Raw genomic sequence first — 17,020 nt, 5'->3', positions numbered from 1 at the left:
ACGCACCGGATCCAGGGAGGCACAATGAGTGAGAGTTCGGCGGCCGCCGCGACGAAGCAGGCCGGTGAGCGTCCCGAGCTGAAACGGGTCATGGGACCCGGGCTGCTCCTGTTGTTCGTGGTCGGCGACATCCTCGGCACCGGCGTCTACGCGCTGACCGGCAAGGTCGCCGGTCAGGTCGGCGGCGCGGTCTGGCTGCCGTTCCTGTGCGCGTTCGTGGTCGCGCTGCTGACCGCGACGAGCTACCTCGAGCTCGTCACGAAGTACCCGCGGGCCGGCGGTGCGGCGGTCTACACGCACAAGGCGTTCGGCATCCACTTCCTGACGTTCCTGCTGACGTTCGCGGTGATGTGCTCCGGCCTCACCTCGGCGTCGAGCGCGTCGAAGGCCTTCGCGGCGAACTTCTTCTCTGCCGTCGACATCGACCCTGACCGCGGTTCGCTGCTGATGATCACCTCGCTGTCCTTCATGGCACTGATCGCGCTGGTCAACCTGCGCGGTGTCGGCGAGAGCGTGAAGGCGAACGTGGTTCTCACCTGTATCGAGCTGTCCGGCCTGCTGATCGTGATCGCGATCGGCGTCTGGGCGATCGGCAGCGGCGACGGCGACACCTCCCGGCTGACCGAGTTCAACACGCCGTCGGGGGAGTCGGCGTTCGGCGCGGTGACCGCGGCGACCGCGCTGGCGTTCTTCGCGATGGTGGGCTTCGAGGACTCGGTGAACATGGCCGAGGAGACGAAGGACCCGGTCCGGATCTTCCCGAAGATCATGCTGATCGGCCTGTGCGTCACCGGCGTCATCTACGTCCTGGTCGCGATCTCCGCGGTCACGCTGGTGTCGCCCAGCGAGCTGAACCAGGGATCGACCCCGCTGCTGAAGGTGATCTCGGCCGGCGCCCCTGGTTTCCCGCTCGAGATCTTCGCCTGGATCACCATGTTCGCGGTCGCCAACTCGGCGCTGATCAACATGCTGATGGCGAGCCGGCTGCTGTACGGCATGGCGCACGAGCAGGTCCTGCCCGGCCCGCTCGGCCGCGTCCTGCACCGGCGCCGGACGCCGTGGGTCGCGATCCTGTTCACCACGCTGCTCGCGTTCTTCCTGATCGGGTACGCCGACCTCGCGGCGCTCGGTGGTACGACGGCGTTCCTGCTGCTGTGCGTCTTCGCGATCGTGAACGTCGCGGTGCTGGTCCTGCGCCGCGACCGGGTCGAGCACAAGCACTTCCACGCGCCGACCGTGCTGCCGGTGCTCGGTGCCGTCCTGTGCGTCTACCTGGCCAGCCCGTTGTCCGGTCGCGCGTCGGCGGACTACAAGATCGCCGGCTGGCTGATGCTGATCGGCGTCGGGCTGTGGGCGCTGACCTGGCTGCTGAACAAGTACGTGTTCAACCGGCACCCCGACTTCGACCCGACACATCTCGACAAGCACGGCCCGGTGAACTGACCGGGCCTGGGGAGAGCACCGCGAACAGCACGGTCGCGAGGGCCGCGAGCCCGGTGCCGACCGCGATCCAGCCGAGCGCGGGGTAACCCGCGCCGGCGTCGATCGCGAGCCCGCCGAGCCACGGCCCGGCCGTGATGCCGACGTTGAACGCGGAGAAGTTCGTCGCGGTCGCGAGCGTGGAACGGTCCCCGGCCAGGTTGAACACGCGCGCGTTCAGCGCCGGGTTGGCGGCGAAGCCGAAGCCGCCGAGCAGCACGATCACCGCGACCGCGGCGACCGGGGAACCGGCGGTGAGGGCCAGGGCCGCGGACAGGACGACGAGTCCGGTGATGCTGATGAACAAGGTGTGGAAGGGCAGGGCGTCGGCGAATCTGCCGCCGGTGGTGATGCCGACGAAGGACCCGAGCCCGTAGAGGGCGAGCACGCCCGGGACGGCTCCGGCCGGGAGGCCGGTGGTCTGGGTGAGCAGCGGCGCCAGGTAGCTGAAGGTGACCAGGATCGTCGCGGTGACGAGCGCCGTCGTGCCGAACGCGAGCCACAGCCGAGTACTGCGGAGGGCACGTACTTCGTCCGCGAGCCGCGGCAGGTTCGCGGGATCGGGCCGGTCGGCCGGCACCGTGGCGGCGACGCCGGCCATTGCGAGCACGCACAGCCCGGCGACGGTCCAGAACGCCGACTGCCAGCCGAGGTGCTGCCCGAGGACGGTGCCCAGCGGCAGCCCGACGATGGTCGCGATCGTGAGCCCGCCGGTGACGATGCTCATCGCCCGCGCGCGCCGGTCGGCGGCGACCAGCGTCATCACCGTGACCGCGGCGACCGACCAGAATCCGGCGTACACGAAGGCGCCGGCGATCCGGGTCGCCAGCAGGACGGCGTAGCTGGTGGTCAGCGCCCCCGCGACGTGCGTGAGCGCGAAGACCGCGAGGAAGGCGATCAACGCCGTACGGCGGGACCAGGTCAGCGTGACGACCGCGAGCACGGGCGCGCCGACCAGCATGCCGATCGCGAACGCCGAGATCAGAAGCCCGGCCTGGGGGATCGAGACGCGCAGGTCCGCGGCGAGCTCGGGGAGCAGTCCGGCGAGCATCAGCTCGGAGGTGCCCTGGGCGAAGATGCTCAGGCCGAGGACATAGACGGCGACCGGCATTCGTTCCCCCTCACTCGACGACTGCCACTCGGAGTATTGCAGAGGTCACGTTCCGCTGTCGCCGCGCCCGTCACGGGCTGAGACTTGGAGGAGTACGGCATCGTGGAGGTATGAGCTTTCAGACCCCGGCGAAGCGGACTGGGCGGAGTGTGGACACCGCCAGGATCGGCAGTGGGCTGAAGCTGCTGGTCGCGCTGCTCGGGCTGATGTGGCTGAGCGAGATCGTCGACACCGCGCTGCAGGGCCAACTGGACCAGTACGGGATCATCTCGCGCGAGTCGCAGGGCCTGGTCGGCATCCTGACCGCGCCGTTCCTGCACCTCGGGTTCGGGCACCTGATCTCGAACACGCTGCCGCTGGTCACGCTCGGCGCGCTGATCGCGATCGGCGGCGCGGCCCGGCTGTTCTCGGTGACCGCGATCGTGACCGTTATCGGCGGCTTCGGCACCTGGCTGATCTCACCGCCGAACACGATCACGATCGGCGCGAGCGGCCTCGTCTTCGGGTATGCGTCGTACCTGATCCTGCGCGGGCTGTTCAACCGGCGGCTCGGTCAGGTGCTGCTCGGCGTCGTGGTCGTGATGGTGTGGGGGAGTGCGCTGCTGGGCGGGCTGCTGCCGCAGGCCGGGATCTCGTGGCAGGGGCACCTGTTCGGCGGCATCGCCGGGGTGCTCGCGGCCTGGATTCTCGCGGACGACAAGCAGCAGCAACGCGTCAGCTGAGCGTGCTCGGGTCGGTGTTCGCTCCGCAGACCACCACGACGACCCGCTCACCCGCCGCCGGCTTGTAGGCGCCGGAGGCGAGAGCGGCGTACGCCGTGGCGCCGCCGTGCTCGGTCGCGAGGTGCTGCTCGCGCCAGAGCTGCTTGCGGGCGGCAACGATCGCGTCGTCCTCGATCAGCACGGACCGCACCTGATGGTCCTGGACCGCTTCGAAGGCCAGGTCGCCCAGGCGGCGGGCTCCCAGAGAGTCGGCCGCCACCCCGCCCACCGTCCCGTCCGTGGGCTGCCCGGCGCTCAGGGCGCGGTGCATGGTGGGCGCGAGCGCCGGCTCGACGCCGATGACCTGCGCGTGGTCGCCGATCGCGGTCGCGATGCCGGCGATCAGGCCGCCGCCTCCGACGGCCACGAGGACTGTGTCGAAGCTCTCCACCTGCTCGAGCAGTTCGAGGCCGACGGTGCCCTGGCCGGCGACGACCTCGGGCTGGTCGTAGGCGTGTACGAGCACCGCGCCGGACTCGTCGCGCGCCCGCAGCGCCGCCTGGTACGCCTCGGCGTACTCGCTGCCGACCTGCACGATGTCCGCGTCGAGCGTGCGCAACTTGCCCAGCTTCGCCGCCGGTGTCGTCTCCGGGACGAAGATCCGCGCCGGTACGCCGAGCTCGCGGGCCGCGTACGCCGCGGCGAGCCCGTGGTTGCCGCCGGACGCGGCGACGATCCCCTGACCGGTCAACTCACCCGATTCCTTCGCGCTCAGCAGCCGGTTGAACGCGCCGCGCGGCTTGAACGAACCGGTGTGCTGGAGCAGTTCGAGCTTGAAGGTCAGCCCGGGCGCCACCTCGATCACCGGCGTACGGCGTACCCGCCCGGCGACTCGCTCCGCGGCACGCTGCACGTCGTCGACACTTACCGTCATGCCTCAACCCTGCCACGATGGTGGACAGCCGACGGACGGGAGGCCCCGGGATGAGCGCTGGAACGGGCGCGTACGACGAGAGCTACCGGCGGAGTCTGGACGATCCCGACGGGTTCTGGCTGGAGGCGGCCGCGGCGATCTCCTGGACGCGGCCACCGACCCGGGCGATCGACGCGAGCGGCGACCCGATCTTCCGCTGGTTCCCCGACGGCGAGCTGAACACGGCGTACAACGCGCTCGACCGGCACGTCGAGGCCGGTGACGGCGAGCGGACCGCGCTGATCTACGACTCGCCGGTGACCGGGACCGGCCGCACCTACAGCTACGCGCAGCTGCGCGACGAGGTGGCGACGTTCGCGGGCGCGCTGGCCTCGCTCGGCGTCGGCAAGGGCGACCGCGTGGTCGTCTACATGCCGATGGTCCCGGAGGCGGTCGTCGCGATGCTCGCGTGCGCGCGAGTCGGCGCGATCCACTCCGTCGTCTTCGGCGGCTTCGCGCCACGCGAGCTCGCCGCGCGGATCGAGGACGCCGGGCCGAAGGTGATCGTGGCCGCGTCCTGCGGTATCGAGCCGACCCGGATCGTCGAGTACAAGCCGATCATCGACGAGGCGCTCACGATCGCGTCGCACCGGCCCGAGCACACCGTCGTCCTCCAGCGGCCGCAGGCCCGGGCGGACCTCGGCGACAACGACCTGGACTGGACCGAGCTCGTCGCGAACGCGCGGCCGGTCGACCCGGTCCCGGTCGCCGCGACCGAGCCGCTCTACATCCTCTACACGTCCGGTACGACGGGACGCCCGAAAGGCGTCGTCCGCGACAACGGCGGCCACGCGGTCGCACTGGCCTGGACGATGCGCAACGTCTACGACATCGGGCCGGGCGACGTGTGGTGGACCGCCTCGGACGTCGGCTGGGTCGTCGGCCATTCGTACATCGTCTACGCCCCGCTCCTGGTCGGCGCGACCACCGTGCTCTACGAAGGCAAGCCCGTCGGCACCCCCGACGCGGGCGCCTTCTGGCGGGTGATCTCCGAGCACGGCACGAAGGCCCTGTTCACGGCGCCGACCGCGATCCGGGCGATCAAGAAGGTGGATCCCGACGCCGCCGAGCTGGCGAAGTACCCGATGGACACGTTCCGGACGCTGTTCCTGGCCGGCGAGCGGCTCGACCCGGAGACGTACCACTGGGCGCACGAGCATCTCGACGTACCGGTCGTCGACCACTGGTGGCAGACCGAGACCGGCTGGCCGATCGCGGCGAACCCGCGCGGCCTCGAACCGCTGCCGACCAAGCCGGGCTCGGCGACCGTCCCGATGCCGGGCTGGAACGTGCAGATCCTCGATGCGGGAGGCAAGGAACTGCTGCCACACGAGGAGGGCGCGATCGCGATCAAGCTGCCGCTGCCGCCAGGCGCGCTGCCGACGCTCTGGGGCGACGACCAGCGCTACATCGACAGCTACCTCAAGGAGTACGACGGCTACTACCTGACCGGGGACGGCGGCTACATCGACGACGACGGCTACATCTTCGTGATGGGCCGCACCGACGACGTGATCAACGTGGCCGGGCACCGGCTGTCGACCGGGTCGATCGAGGCGGTCGTCGCGGCGAACCCGGCGGTGGCCGAGTGCGCGGTGATCGGCGTCCACGACGCGCTGAAGGGTCAGTTGCCGCGGGCATTCGTCGTCCTCAAGGCCGGCGCGACGGTGACCGACGACGTACTGCGGGACGAGCTGGTGGCCGCGGTACGGCGGGAGATCGGGCCGGTCGCCGCCTTCCGGGATGTGTCGGTGGTCGACGCGCTGCCGAAGACTCGGTCGGGGAAGATCCTTCGCCGCACCATGCGCGGGATCGCCGACGGCCGCGACGAACCGGTCCCGTCGACGATCGAGGACCCGGCCGTGCTGGACGCGCTCCGCCCGGTACTGCGTGGATGATCTGGTGCCTGATCTGGTGCCTGGGCTGTTCCATGGGGCGCCGGGATAGGCTCGGGGCATGCGAGTCGTCATTGCGGGCGGACACGGGCAGATCGCGTTGCGGCTGACGAAGCTGCTGAGCGCCGACGGTCACCAGGTGATCGGGGTGGTGCGTAACCCGGACCACGAGGCCGACATCGCCGCGGCCGGTGGGCAGGCCGCCGTACTGGACCTCGAACAGGTCGACGTCAGTGAGGTCGCCAAGGTGCTCGACGGCGCGGACGTGGCGATCTTCGCGGCCGGCGCCGGGCCGGGCAGCGGGAACGCCCGCAAGGACACCGTCGACCGCGGCGCGGCGGCGCTGTTCGCGGACGCCGCCGAGCAGGCCGGTGTCCGGCGGCACATCCAGGTCGGCTCGATGGGCGCCGACCGGGCCGAGTCGCTGACCGACGACTCCACGTTCACCGTCTATCTCAAGGCGAAATGGGCTGCCGAGGAAGACCTGCGGGCCCGCGACCTGGACTGGACGGTGCTGCGCCCGGGCAGCCTGACCGACGACCCCGGGACCGGCACGGTGTACCTCGCCGACAAGACCGGCAACGGCCGGGTCACCCGCGACGACGTCGCGCTGGTGCTGGCCGGCCTCTGTGACACTCCGGCCTCGATCGGCCGGACGCTCGAGCTCGTCGCCGGGGACACGCCGGTCGCCGAGGCCCTCGAGAACCTCCGATGACGTTGCCACAAGCAACAGAATGTGACGGGACTGCGACACTATGGCAGACACTTCGCGTCAGGTGACCTTCGAGCGCCTGGCGAACAGCAGCTACGAGGTCCGGAACGCCCGCGGCGGCACGATCCGGGTCGGCTCGGGCGGTGCGGACACCGACTTCACGCCGGTCGAGCTGCTGCTGGCGGCGATCGGGACCTGCTCGGCGATCGACGTCGACGTCGTGGTCAGCCGGCGCGCCGAGCCGACCGAGTTCCGCGCGGTGGTCCGCGGCGACAAGATCCGGGACCCCGAGGAGGGCAACCGGATGGAGAACCTCGCGGTCGAGTTCACCGTGCACTTCCCCGAGGGCGAGGACGGCGACAAGGCCCGGGAGGCGCTGCCGCGGTCGGTGAAGATGTCCCACGACCGGCTCTGCACGGTCAGCCGCACGGTCGAGATCGGCACGCCGGTCACCACCACGGTCAACGACTGAGGAATTCGCTCGCCGGCCGCAGGTAGGTCTTCAGCCGCGCCTGGGTCCGGCGGCAGTCGAGCCGGACGTCCGACGGGGTCCCCGGCACCGACGGCAGCGCTTGTGGGTCGTAGCCGTCGCGGATCGCGATCAGCCGGCCGAGTTCGAGCCGGCTGACCGCCTGCGGGCCCGCGACGTGCGTGACGCCGTCGAGGTCGGACCCGAGCAGTTCCAGCAGCGCCGCCGCCAGGTCGCCTACGTGCACCGGGCAGCGGATGTTCTCCGTGTAGAACGCGCCTGGTTCGCCGGCCGCGAGCCGCCGTACGCGCTGCTCCTCTTCGGAGGTGCCGTCCGAGCCGACGATCAGCGACGTCCGGGCGATGACCGCGTCCGGTGTGATCGCCTGGATCGCCGTCTCGGCGGCGGCCTTGGCGGCGCCGTACGGCGTGATCGGGCACGGCGGCTCGTGTTCGGCGTACGGCGTCTCGCGGGGTCCGAAGACGGCGTCGGTCGACACGAAGACTAGCCGCGCACCGCCGGACTCGAGCGCGACGTTGACCGCGCCGACCGCTGTGGTCAGCCAGTCGTCCTGCAGGTAGGCGGTGTGGATGATCCCGTCCGGCTTGACGGCGCGGATCACGTCGCGGACGCCGGCGCGATCGCGGACGTCGAGGTGGACCCCGCCGGGAAGAGTTTGCGAGAAGTACGCGGGCACCACGTCACAGGCGGCCGAGCGCAGGAGTTCGCGCCCCAGGAGACCGGCGGCCCCAGTGACGAGCAACCTCACCCGACCACCATATGGCGTTCGAGCCGCCAGCCGGCAGTGCGGGTGGCGCGCTTCACCTCGGCGACGGTCCGCACCTTCCGCGGCGACGACCAGGCCTGCGACGGCTTGTGCAGCATCCACCCGTCGCCGATCGTCAGCGCCGCGTGCTGGACGAGCCTCGCAGCGTCACGCCAGACGAACACCGTGCCGGGTACGGCGTCCTTCCCGCCGGGCACCGTGTGGTTCGCGAGCCATTCCTCGAACGGTTCGCGCACCATCCAGACGGTCTCGGCGCCCTCGACACCACTGGCTGCCATGACGGTACCGAAGCAGTTCGGGCCGCTGCCGTCGGCGAACGTTCCGGCCAGCTCGCGGACGCGCGGGAACTGCTTCGGCCAACTCCGGACCTCCGTGTGCCGGCTCGGGTTGAGGTCCTCGCTCACCACCGCCGGCAGCACCTGCTCAGGCGCTTGCAGCAACGACTTCCACCAGACGAACCGGTGCCCGTCGGCTTGCTGCCGCAGTTGCGGGCCCAGGATCTTGGACCAGGCGCGCACGGTCGGAACGGCGCCGCGGTCGTAGTTCACCTGCGCCCGGACCAACGCCGCCCGGGTCGGCCTCGGCAGGTCGTCGTACGCCGGCTCGCTCAGCCAGATGGTGCGTGCTGCCTTCCGATCGATCCGGTACACGCGGTAGGTGTCGCGGTCCTCGCGACCCGGCTCCCGGTCGCTGACGGGCAACTTCCACGCCGTCGCCTGCTTCGTCGTCAGGAAGAACGGCTGCTCATCGGGCGCGAGCCAGTCGACCCATCGCTCGAGCAGGGCCGGGGAGACATCGATACCGAGGACGGTCAGCACCGGGCAACGGTCTCATCCCTGTGCGTGTTCGGTCACCGGCTTTTGGGGCCCGCGGTAGCGCTGCGTCTGCGAGTAGACCAGGTTGGTCGTCGTACTGCCGAAGTCGGTCAGCTCGTTCACGAGCTCCTCGAGGTGCGGCATCGAGGCGGCCGCGACCTTCAGCGTGTAGCAGTCGTCGCCGGTCGTCCGCAGGCATTCGAGGATCTCGCCGCGCCGCTCGAGCAGGCGGTGCAGCGGCTCGTGCTTGTTGCCCGGGTACTTGAGCCGGACGACGGCGAGCACGGGGTACCCGACTTTGGTCAGGTCGAGCTCGGCGCGGTAGCCGGTGATGACACCGATCGACTCGAGCCGCCGGACCCGCTCGGTGGTGGCGGAGGCGCTGAGGTTCACCCGCCGGCCGAGCTCGGTGAGCGACAGCCGGGCGTCCTCCTGCAGCTCGCCGAGGATGGCCCAGTCTGTCGCGTCGAGACTCTCGGTCATGAGGCCAATCTACCGGTGAATCCTCGGTGCATGTCCCTGGACACCGGGAGAACTCTCTTCAGAACAGGCGTGCGGCCTGGATAGTCTCGAGGCGTGGAACTTGGAGTGAACGTGCCGAACTTCGGGCCGGGGACGAACCCGGACCGCCTGCGCAACTGGGCGCGGGTCGTCGAAGGGCTCGGCTACGACCTGCTGATGGTGTCCGACCACGTGGCGATCACGCCGGACGTCGCCGAGCAGTACCCGGCGCCGTTCTTCGAGCCATTCACGACCCTGAGCTGGCTGGCGGGAATCACGGAGCGGATGCGGCTCGGCACGACCGTGCTGATCGCGCCGTACCGGCATCCGTTGCTGACGGCAAGGATGGCGGCGAACCTGAACGCGCTCAGCGGCGGCCGGCTGGTGCTCGGCGTCGGCGTCGGGTGGGCGCGGCAGGAGTTCGAGGCGCTCGGCGCGGACCATGCCCGGCGCGGCCGGCAGACCGACGAGGTACTGGCCGAGCTGCGGCGCGCGTGGTCCGACACCGCGGACTACGGCACCGGTACGATCCCGATCTGGATCGGCGGCAAGACCACCGCGGGTCTGCGCCGGACGGTCCGGTACGGCGACGCGTGGCATCCGCTGCGGCACACCATCGACTTCCTGCGCGACGGGCTCGAGGAGCTGCGGGCGATCGCGGACTCGCTCGGGCGGCCGGTACCGGCGTTCGCGCCGCGGATCCTGCTCCGGCTGACGGACAAGCCGCTGCCGGACGACGCGCGGGTCGCGGGGGAGGGTTCGCTGGAGCAGGTACTGCGGGATCTCGACACGCTGCGGGAACTCGGCGCGCAGAGCGTCGTACTGGATCCGTTCGTGGGCGACCCCGCCGAGACGGAGCGGCCGGAGGCGGCCTGGCAGGCGCTCGCGACGATCGCGGCGCACCGATGACTGGAGACGATGTGACACCTGAGGACGAAGGCTTCCTGCGCCGCGCGATCGCCCTGGCCGCAGCGGCCCGCGAGGGCGGCGACCCGCCGTTCGGCTCCCTTCTGGTCGGCCCCGACGGCGCCGTCCTGGCCGAGGCGCAGAACACGACCATCACCGAAGGCAACATCAGCTTCCACCCCGAGCTGAAACTCGCCGTCTGGGCCGCGCAGAACCTCACGCCGGAGGTCGCGGCCGGCACGACCATGTACACCAGCTGCCAACCATGCCCCATGTGCGGCGGAGCCCTCGCCCGCTCCGGCCTGGGCAAGGTCGTCTACGCCCTCTCCGGCGACCAACTCAACGGCCTGAAACCAACAGGCAACTTCCCCGAGGTCCCCCAGGAAGGCCCCGCCCTGTACGACGAGGCACGCGTACCGGTGGACGGCTACTACGTCTGAGCTGTACCGAAGAACAGGTAGTGGTGCCGACCCGGCACCGGGTAGACCTCCTCGCAGGCGGGAGACCGGCACCGTCGGCCGACCACTACCCGTTCTTCGGCACGCCTGCCCTCAGCGGACCGGGACCAGGCAGAGGCCGTACTTGGTGGGCTTGCGTTGGTAGACGTTGGAGTCGCGCCGGCTTCCGCAGTACAGCACGCGTGGTGATCTGGTGCGGGACCATCCGTCGGTGTACCTGGACTGGTTCGGTGATGGATGGAACGGGTTGGTGCCGCTGCGCGAGCTGCCCGCCGAGAACGCGGGACGTGTGAAGGCGTACCGGAAGCAGGCCGCGGACGGGACGTTGGCACCAGTGCTGTTGTGGTGGGTGAGTGGGTTCGACGGCTGGCTGGTCCTCGACGGGCATTGCCGGCTGGTCGCCGCGCAGACCGAGGGGATCGAACCGCCGATGGTGCAGTTGTCGCTGGCGATGACACCGGACGAACACGCCGAGCCCGCGTTCGCGCGAGGTGTCGCGGTGCGAACGCGGGCGTGGCCGTTGCGTGGCGGCGTACCGGAGTGGGGCGGACCGCGGCGACTGCGGCGCCGGGCTGGCCGGGTGAGTAGGCGGGGTCCCGGGGGACCCCGCGCTCGTCAGCGGACCGGGGTCAGGCAGAGGACGTACTTGGTGGACTTGCGCTGGTAGACGTACGACGCCTCGGCGTCCTGGCCGCACTGGCTGTCGTCGGTGGAGTCGTCGATCTTCTCGACGATCTTGTACTCCGCCTCGGAGGACGCGCAGTCGACGACCTCCACGTCCGGGTTGACGGAGCTGCCCTTGTTGACCACGCAGGCGCCTACCTTGGCCTTCGACTCGGTCGTGTTCAGGTTCGCGAACACGATCAGGCCGATCAGGGCGACCGGGAGCAGCAGGCCGAGGATCGCGGGGCGCTGGAACAGCGGCTTGCCCGGGTTCATCGGGCGGCCGGGGCCCGGCGCGGGCTCGGGCAGGTTCTTGAACTGCTGGCTCGGGCCGATGTTCATCAGCATCGTGATCGGGTTGACGATCGCCGAGCCGATACCCCACCAGCCCTGCCACATGCTCTTCGCCGTCATGTCCCGGACGGTCGCCGTACCGCAGGTCTTGCAGAACGGGCCCTCGAGCTTCAGGAACCGCATCAGGATGACAAGGCCCTGGTGGCCGCGGACCGTCGCGTTGACCGCGGGGTAGCCACCGCAGAACCGGCAGACCATTTGTCCCTGCGGAGCGAAGCCCTGCTGCGGGAACGACTGGCCCTGCTGGAACTGACCGTCCTGGCCGGGGTACTGCTGCTGGCCGGGGTACTGGGGCTGCTGCGGTGCCTGCTGCTGGCCCGGGTACTGCGGCACGGGCTGGCCGCCGTACGGCTGCTGGTACTGACCCGGCTGACCGGCGTACTGCTCACCGGGCTGACCGGCGCCGGGCTGCTGGGGCTGCTGACCCGGCTGGGTGTACTGCGGGAACTGCTGCGGTGGCGGACCGTAGCCGGCGGGCTGTCCGGAGTACGGGTTCTGCGGCGGCTGGGGAGGGGATGTGGTCACGGAAAATTCCTGAAGATCGATCGGGACACGATGAACCATCGCACCCTACTCACCGGATTGGTCCATCCCCGCATAGCGGTCCGTCAATTCCCGGCCAAGTCGCGCCAGCTCCGCCTGCACCGACGGCGGACCGAGCACCTCGATCGACCCGCCCCAGCCGGCCAGCTCCTGCGCGATCATCAACGGCGTCGGCGCCGTGACCCTGACCCGCACCCGGTCGCCGACCGCACCGTCGACCTCACAGTTCCGCCCGAGCCGGTCCTGCATCACCCACACGAACCGCGCGTCCATCAACACCGTTGCCGTCAGCCCCGATCGCCGTTCCTCCATCCGCTCGACGATCTCCGCCCACGCCGTCGACAGGTCGAAGTCCGCCGGCCGCTCGAACACCGCACCGGTCGGCTCCGCCTCGACCACCCGGTCCACGCGGAACGTCCGCTGTCCCTTCTCCGTCCACGCGACGAGGTACCAGACGTCGTCCTTGTCCACGAGCCCGAGCGGGTCCACGACGCGTTCCGACGTACTGCGGCCACGCCCGGAGTACACGAGCCGGAACCGTTCCCGCCGTACGACGGCGTCCTGGAGGCGCCGGACCAGCTCCGGACGTTCCTTCACGTGCGCGCCCCAGCGCGCCGGATCGATCACGACCGCCTCGGCCGCGGCCTGCGCGTGCTCGCGGAACGTGTCCGGCAGCGCGCGGACGAGCTTGCGCAGCGCTGCCTTGGCGTCCGGCGCGATCGAGGCCGCGGGTCCGACCAGCAGGAACAGTGCCTGGGCCTCGGTCGCCGTCAGCCCGCTCAGATCGGTACGCGCACCGCCGATCAGCTGCCAGCCGCCGTTCCGCCCCGGTTGGGGATGGACCGGGATGCCGGCCGTCGACAGCGCCTCGAGGTCCCGGCGCGCGGTCGCGACCGAGATCTCCAGCTCCGCCGCGACCTCCGCCGCCGTCACCCGGCCGCGCGCCTGCATCAGCAACAGCACCGCCACCAACCGATCCGCCCGCACCCGCCGATCGTCGCAGACAAACCGCTCATCTGCTGAGCACTTCTCAGGGGCACTTGTGTGAGCGCTGTTCGGTTAACCTCGGATCCGGACGGACTTCCTCCGGAATGGTGAGCGATGGCGTACGACGTGAGCCCGACGGCGCGGACCCTGATGGTCCTGGAGCTGATCCAGAACAGCCCCGGGATCACCGCGGAGCAGCTCGGCGACAAGCTCGGCGTGTCCGAGCGCGCCGCCCGGCGGTACGTCGCGATCCTGCGCGAGGCGGAGATCCCGATCGAGTCCGAGCGCGGGCCGTACGGCGGGTACCGGGTCGGGCGCGGGCTGCGGTTGCCGCCGCTGATGTTCAGCACCACCGAGGCGCTCGGGCTGGTGATGGCGGTGCTCGAAGGACCGCGCGGCGCGGCGGACCCGGTCGAGGACGCGCTCGGCAAGATCATCCGGGTACTACCGGAGCCGGTCGCGCGCTCCACGGACGCGATCCGCCGGGTGAGCGCACGCGGCCCCGATCCCGGCGTACGGACGCCCGATCCCGGGATCACCGCGGCGCTGGTCTCGTACAGCACGGCCCACCGCCGCGTCACCATCCACTACCGCCGCCACCAGGACGAATGGCCGATGGACGTCGACCCGTGGGCGGTCGTCGTACGCCGCGGCCGCTGGTACCTGCTGTGCTGGTCGCACACCAAGGACGCCCGGCGCGTGCTCCGCGTCGACAAGATCACGAAGGTCGATCCGCAGCCGACCGACTTCACGCCACCCGCCGACCTGGACCCGCTGGCGGCTGTCGAAGAACACCTGGCGCTGGGCTGGCGATACCCCATCGAGGTGGAGATCGACGCGCCGCGCGCGGACGCCGAGTGCTGGATCCCGCGCAGCATGGGCCGCCTGGAGCCGATCGACGAAACCCACACCCGCCTCCTCGCCAGCACCGACGAACCCGACTGGTACGCCGCCCAACTCACCGCGATCCGGGCCCCGTACCGAATCCTCGGCGGGCCCGAACTCCAATCCGCGTCCCGCGAACTGGGCCAACGCCTCCTCGCCGCAAGCACGCTGGACCAATGAGCCGTACGTCGTTGACCTGGGGATCCGGCAACCGGGTCGTGCTGTTGATCCACGGGATGCTCGGTGCGGCCACGCAGTTCCATCAGGTCGGCCCGGCGCTCGCTGAACGCGGGTACCGAGCCCTTGCCGTCGACCTCCCCGGGCACGGCCTCGCCCCGCCGGCACCGGACGCGACGATGGAGCATTTCGTCGACGCGGTCCTGGACGCCGTCGACGCCCCGCCGGTGATGGCCATAGGCCACTCGCTCGGCGCGATGGTGCGCTGCCCCGCCTCCGCCCGGAGCGCGTCGTATATGTCGACGTACCCCTCGCCGGCTGGTCCGGCCCACCGCCCGCAGCCGAGGAACTCCGGGCCCGTTTCGCGTCGGCGCGCGCCGCGCGCACCGAGGCCCAGCTTCGAGCGACGCGTCCCGAATGGTTCGCCGAGGACTGCCGTGTCGAGGCTGAGGCCGCTGCGCGGTTCGACATCGAGACGGCCGTGTCGCTCGAACGCTCGTACATGACGAAACCGACCAGAGCACCGGTGGTGCCGACACTGCTGGTTCGGGCTGAGCCGAGTCGGTATGTGTCGGCGGAGCGGGCGTCGGAGCTGGAGGCCCTCGGATTTTGTGTGCGGGCGATTCCCGGAGCCGGGCACTGTGTCTGGTATGGGCGGATGGGCGACTTCCTGCGAGTGTTGGACGGGTGGGTGTGAACGACATCGAGTTCTCGGGGGAGATCTGGTACTGGCGGGGGCCTGCGCCTTGGTACTTCATCACGGTGCCTGACGAGGAGAGTGCGTATTTCGAGGCGGAGTCGAACTTCGTGACGTACGGGTGGGGGATGATCTCAGTGACGGCGGAGATCGGCGCGAGTGTCTGGGACACGTCGATGTTTCCGAAGGACGGGCGGTACGTCCTGCCGGTGAAGGCTGCGGTCCGGCGGGCGGAGGACCTCGACGACGGCGACGTACCGACCGTGCGGCTGAGGCTGCGGAGCTGGAAGTGACGAGAACTGTCGGCGGGCGGGTCTAGCGTTCGCCGTACAGCTCGGGGACAAGGAGGACGAGATGACCACGCTGCCCGACCGGCCGCACACCGCGGTGCTGGTGGTCGACGTACAGAACGGCGTCGTCGGCGAGGCGTACGAGCGAGACCGCGTCGTCGCCAACGTCAGCACGCTCGTCGGCAAGGCCCGCGCCGGGGGCGTCCCGGTCGTCTGGGTCCAGCACTCCGGCGAGGGCCTCGCGAAGGATTCCGACGCCTGGCAGCTCGTCCCGGAGCTGTCCCGGGATGGCTCGGAGCCGCTTGTCCACAAGACGTACGCCGATTCGTTCGAGGCGACCGATCTGGAGGACGTGCTCGCCCGCGCCGGCATCGGTCACCTGATCGTCAGCGGCGCGCAGACCGACGAGTGCATCCGCTCCACGATCCACGGCGCGATGGTGCGGGGGTACGACGTGACGCTCGTCGGCGACGCGCACACCACCGAGGACCTGTCGGAGTGGGGCGCACCGAGCCCGGACAAGGTGATCGCCCACACCAACCTCTACTGGCAGGAGCACCGCGCGCCCGGTCGCACCGCCGCCGTGAAGAAGACCGAGGAGCTTACCTTCTGACGACGTCGAGCACCTGAACCAACGACCGGACCCGCGGTACGCCGGCCTGCGCATGCCGGCCGGACCGGTCGACGAGTACGGCGTCGATGCCGACGGCCCGGGCGCCGCGGACGTCGTTGGTCAGCGAGTCGCCGACCATCATCACGTCGTGGGGTGCTGCGTCGAGGCGTTGCAGCGCGTGTGCGAACGCGCGCGGATCCGGCTTGCCCGCCGGAAGGGTGTCGCCGGCGATCAACAGGTCGATCTCAGCCGCCAGCCCCAGCCGCTCGAGCTTGAACCGCTGATACCGCCGATAGTGCTTCTCCGACACCACCGCCCACTCCGCCGCGACCTCCACACCCGTCACGCCGTACTCCGCGGCCCACCCGACCGCCGCCGCCGCCGCAGCCGCCGCCGACTCCTGATCCACCAGCGTCCCGTCCAGATCGAACAACACAGTGCTCAACACAGCCCCGCCCTGAGCGTCGGCAGCACAACCCGGAGGTCCGGACCTGTGTGGTTGGTGTGCGCGAGCGCCTGCGCCTTGGGTGTCGGGTTGAAGCCGATCGCCAGCCCGACCTCACCGAACAACGGCAGGTCGGACAGGCTGTCACCGATCGCGGCACACCGGTCCAGCGACAGCCCGCGGTCCCGCGCGAACTCGCGCGCGAAATCCCGCTTCCGATACTCGTCGCTGCCGGTCAGCGAGATCCCGGTGTAGACGCCGTCGCGCACCTCCAATGTCGGCCCGGACGCCGCGACGAACCCGAACTTCGCACACAGGAACTCACCGACCGGCCGCCAGGCGAGCGTGGCCAGCGCCGGTACGACATCGTGCGCGACACACCACTCGACGACGTCCGCGATGCCATCGACGACTGGCATGTCCTCGAGCCACTCCTGGATCTGTGTCTCGCTCGTGCCCTTCCAGCCGCGCGTCGAGCTCCTCGACGTACCGCGGATCGACCAGCCCGGCGTCCCACGCCGCCTCGGCCGCGGCGACTGCTTGCTGATGCCCGAGATGA

General features: G+C 70.4%; 21 protein-coding genes. 12 read left to right on the top strand and 9 right to left on the bottom strand.

Going from position 1 to position 17,020, the window contains the following annotated elements; translation table 11 throughout:
* The first annotated feature begins 24 nt into the window (after window positions 1-24).
* Entirely contained in the window at window positions 25-1,443 is a 1,419-nt protein-coding gene (locus ABN611_RS32980; protein WP_350276189.1) for an APC family permease, read from the top strand.
* Here ABN611_RS32980 and ABN611_RS32975 read toward each other — a convergent pair.
* The gene (locus ABN611_RS32975) at window positions 1,385-2,590 is read right to left on the bottom strand and encodes a Cmx/CmrA family chloramphenicol efflux MFS transporter (RefSeq protein WP_350276188.1); all 1,206 of its coding nucleotides are present in this window, start codon (window positions 2,588-2,590) and stop codon (window positions 1,385-1,387) included. The two genes, ABN611_RS32980 and ABN611_RS32975, sit on opposite strands and share 59 nt — an antisense overlap.
* A gap of 110 nt (window positions 2,591-2,700) precedes the next feature.
* Between ABN611_RS32975 and ABN611_RS32970 the strand changes: the two genes are divergently transcribed.
* On the top strand, window positions 2,701-3,312 hold the full coding sequence (locus ABN611_RS32970; RefSeq protein ID WP_350276187.1) for a rhomboid family intramembrane serine protease: 612 nt from the start codon (window positions 2,701-2,703) through the stop codon (window positions 3,310-3,312).
* On the opposite strand, the gene ABN611_RS32965 is transcribed toward ABN611_RS32970, so the two are convergent.
* Window positions 3,305-4,225 carry a threonine/serine dehydratase gene (locus ABN611_RS32965; RefSeq protein ID WP_350276186.1) on the bottom strand — a complete coding sequence of 307 codons (921 nt, stop codon included), beginning with the start codon at window positions 4,223-4,225 and terminating at the stop codon, window positions 3,305-3,307. The two genes, ABN611_RS32970 and ABN611_RS32965, sit on opposite strands and share 8 nt — an antisense overlap.
* A gap of 50 nt (window positions 4,226-4,275) precedes the next feature.
* Between ABN611_RS32965 and ABN611_RS32960 the strand changes: the two genes are divergently transcribed.
* The 3 genes from ABN611_RS32960 to ABN611_RS32950 all read left to right on the top strand — a co-directional run bounded on the left by ABN611_RS32960 (window position 4,276) and on the right by ABN611_RS32950 (window position 7,343).
* Window positions 4,276-6,162, top strand: a complete 1,887-nt coding sequence (locus tag ABN611_RS32960) for a propionyl-CoA synthetase (protein ID WP_350276185.1) — start codon at window positions 4,276-4,278, stop codon at window positions 6,160-6,162.
* Between the two features lie 58 nt (window positions 6,163-6,220).
* Window positions 6,221-6,874, top strand: a complete 654-nt coding sequence (locus ABN611_RS32955; RefSeq protein WP_350276184.1) for an SDR family oxidoreductase — start codon at window positions 6,221-6,223, stop codon at window positions 6,872-6,874.
* Window positions 6,875-6,935: 61 nt separating this feature from the next.
* Window positions 6,936-7,343 carry an OsmC family protein gene (locus tag ABN611_RS32950; RefSeq protein ID WP_350276183.1) on the top strand — a complete coding sequence of 136 codons (408 nt, stop codon included), beginning with the start codon at window positions 6,936-6,938 and terminating at the stop codon, window positions 7,341-7,343.
* Here the strand turns inward: ABN611_RS32950 and ABN611_RS32945 are convergent.
* The 3 genes from ABN611_RS32945 to ABN611_RS32935 are packed head-to-tail and all read right to left on the bottom strand — an operon-like array spanning window position 7,333 to window position 9,425.
* Window positions 7,333-8,109 (bottom strand): sugar nucleotide-binding protein, encoded by a 777-nt coding sequence (locus tag ABN611_RS32945; RefSeq protein ID WP_350276182.1) that lies wholly within the window; start codon window positions 8,107-8,109, stop codon window positions 7,333-7,335. The genes ABN611_RS32950 and ABN611_RS32945 overlap by 11 nt on opposite strands.
* A complete protein-coding gene (locus tag ABN611_RS32940) occupies window positions 8,106-8,945 on the bottom strand; it encodes a hypothetical protein (RefSeq protein ID WP_350276181.1) in 840 nt (279 codons plus the stop codon). Before ABN611_RS32940 ends, ABN611_RS32945 begins: the two co-directional genes overlap by 4 nt.
* Before the next feature lie 12 nt (window positions 8,946-8,957).
* Window positions 8,958-9,425 (bottom strand): Lrp/AsnC family transcriptional regulator, encoded by a 468-nt coding sequence (locus tag ABN611_RS32935; protein WP_350276180.1) that lies wholly within the window; start codon window positions 9,423-9,425, stop codon window positions 8,958-8,960.
* Window positions 9,426-9,518: 93 nt separating this feature from the next.
* Between ABN611_RS32935 and ABN611_RS32930 the strand changes: the two genes are divergently transcribed.
* The 3 genes from ABN611_RS32930 (at window position 9,519) to ABN611_RS32920 (ending at window position 11,474) form a co-directional block, all read left to right on the top strand.
* A complete protein-coding gene (locus ABN611_RS32930) occupies window positions 9,519-10,352 on the top strand; it encodes an LLM class flavin-dependent oxidoreductase (RefSeq protein WP_350276179.1) in 834 nt (277 codons plus the stop codon).
* Window positions 10,353-10,363: 11 nt separating this feature from the next.
* Window positions 10,364-10,789 (top strand): nucleoside deaminase, encoded by a 426-nt coding sequence (locus tag ABN611_RS32925; RefSeq protein WP_350276178.1) that lies wholly within the window; start codon window positions 10,364-10,366, stop codon window positions 10,787-10,789.
* Window positions 10,790-11,000: 211 nt separating this feature from the next.
* Window positions 11,001-11,474, top strand: a complete 474-nt coding sequence (locus ABN611_RS32920) for a hypothetical protein (protein WP_350276177.1) — start codon at window positions 11,001-11,003, stop codon at window positions 11,472-11,474.
* Here ABN611_RS32920 and ABN611_RS32915 read toward each other — a convergent pair.
* Both ABN611_RS32915 and ABN611_RS32910 read right to left on the bottom strand, forming a co-directional pair.
* Complete coding sequence (locus ABN611_RS32915) at window positions 11,423-12,349, bottom strand: toxin-antitoxin system, toxin component (protein ID WP_350276176.1); 927 nt, start codon at window positions 12,347-12,349, stop codon at window positions 11,423-11,425. The genes ABN611_RS32920 and ABN611_RS32915 overlap by 52 nt on opposite strands.
* Window positions 12,350-12,394: 45 nt before the next feature.
* Window positions 12,395-13,354 (bottom strand): YafY family protein, encoded by a 960-nt coding sequence (locus tag ABN611_RS32910; RefSeq protein ID WP_350276175.1) that lies wholly within the window; start codon window positions 13,352-13,354, stop codon window positions 12,395-12,397.
* 114 nt (window positions 13,355-13,468) lie between these two features.
* On the opposite strand from ABN611_RS32910, the gene ABN611_RS32905 reads away from it, so the two are divergent.
* The 4 genes from ABN611_RS32905 (at window position 13,469) to ABN611_RS32890 (ending at window position 16,016) form a co-directional block, all read left to right on the top strand.
* Window positions 13,469-14,419 carry a WYL domain-containing protein gene (locus ABN611_RS32905; RefSeq protein ID WP_350276174.1) on the top strand — a complete coding sequence of 317 codons (951 nt, stop codon included), beginning with the start codon at window positions 13,469-13,471 and terminating at the stop codon, window positions 14,417-14,419.
* Window positions 14,416-14,922, top strand: coding sequence for an alpha/beta fold hydrolase (locus ABN611_RS32900; protein ID WP_350276173.1), 507 nt, complete (start codon window positions 14,416-14,418; stop codon window positions 14,920-14,922). Before ABN611_RS32905 ends, ABN611_RS32900 begins: the two co-directional genes overlap by 4 nt.
* 187 nt (window positions 14,923-15,109) lie before the next feature.
* Window positions 15,110-15,406, top strand: coding sequence for a DUF1905 domain-containing protein (locus ABN611_RS32895; protein ID WP_350276172.1), 297 nt, complete (start codon window positions 15,110-15,112; stop codon window positions 15,404-15,406).
* 61 nt (window positions 15,407-15,467) lie between these two features.
* Entirely contained in the window at window positions 15,468-16,016 is a 549-nt protein-coding gene (locus ABN611_RS32890) for an isochorismatase family protein (RefSeq protein WP_350276171.1), read from the top strand.
* Here the strand turns inward: ABN611_RS32890 and ABN611_RS32885 are convergent.
* The gene (locus tag ABN611_RS32885) at window positions 16,006-16,452 is read right to left on the bottom strand and encodes an HAD family hydrolase (RefSeq protein WP_350281716.1); all 447 of its coding nucleotides are present in this window, start codon (window positions 16,450-16,452) and stop codon (window positions 16,006-16,008) included. The two genes, ABN611_RS32890 and ABN611_RS32885, sit on opposite strands and share 11 nt — an antisense overlap.
* 5 nt (window positions 16,453-16,457) lie before the next feature.
* A complete protein-coding gene (locus ABN611_RS32880; RefSeq protein ID WP_350281715.1) occupies window positions 16,458-16,901 on the bottom strand; it encodes a haloacid dehalogenase-like hydrolase in 444 nt (147 codons plus the stop codon).
* Window positions 16,902-17,020 lie beyond the last annotated feature (119 nt).

The sequence above is a fragment of the Kribbella sp. HUAS MG21 genome, from assembly GCF_040254265.1.
Taxonomy (GTDB): Bacteria; Actinomycetota; Actinomycetes; order Propionibacteriales; family Kribbellaceae; genus Kribbella.
This window is presented reverse-complemented; position numbering and strand designations above follow the sequence as displayed.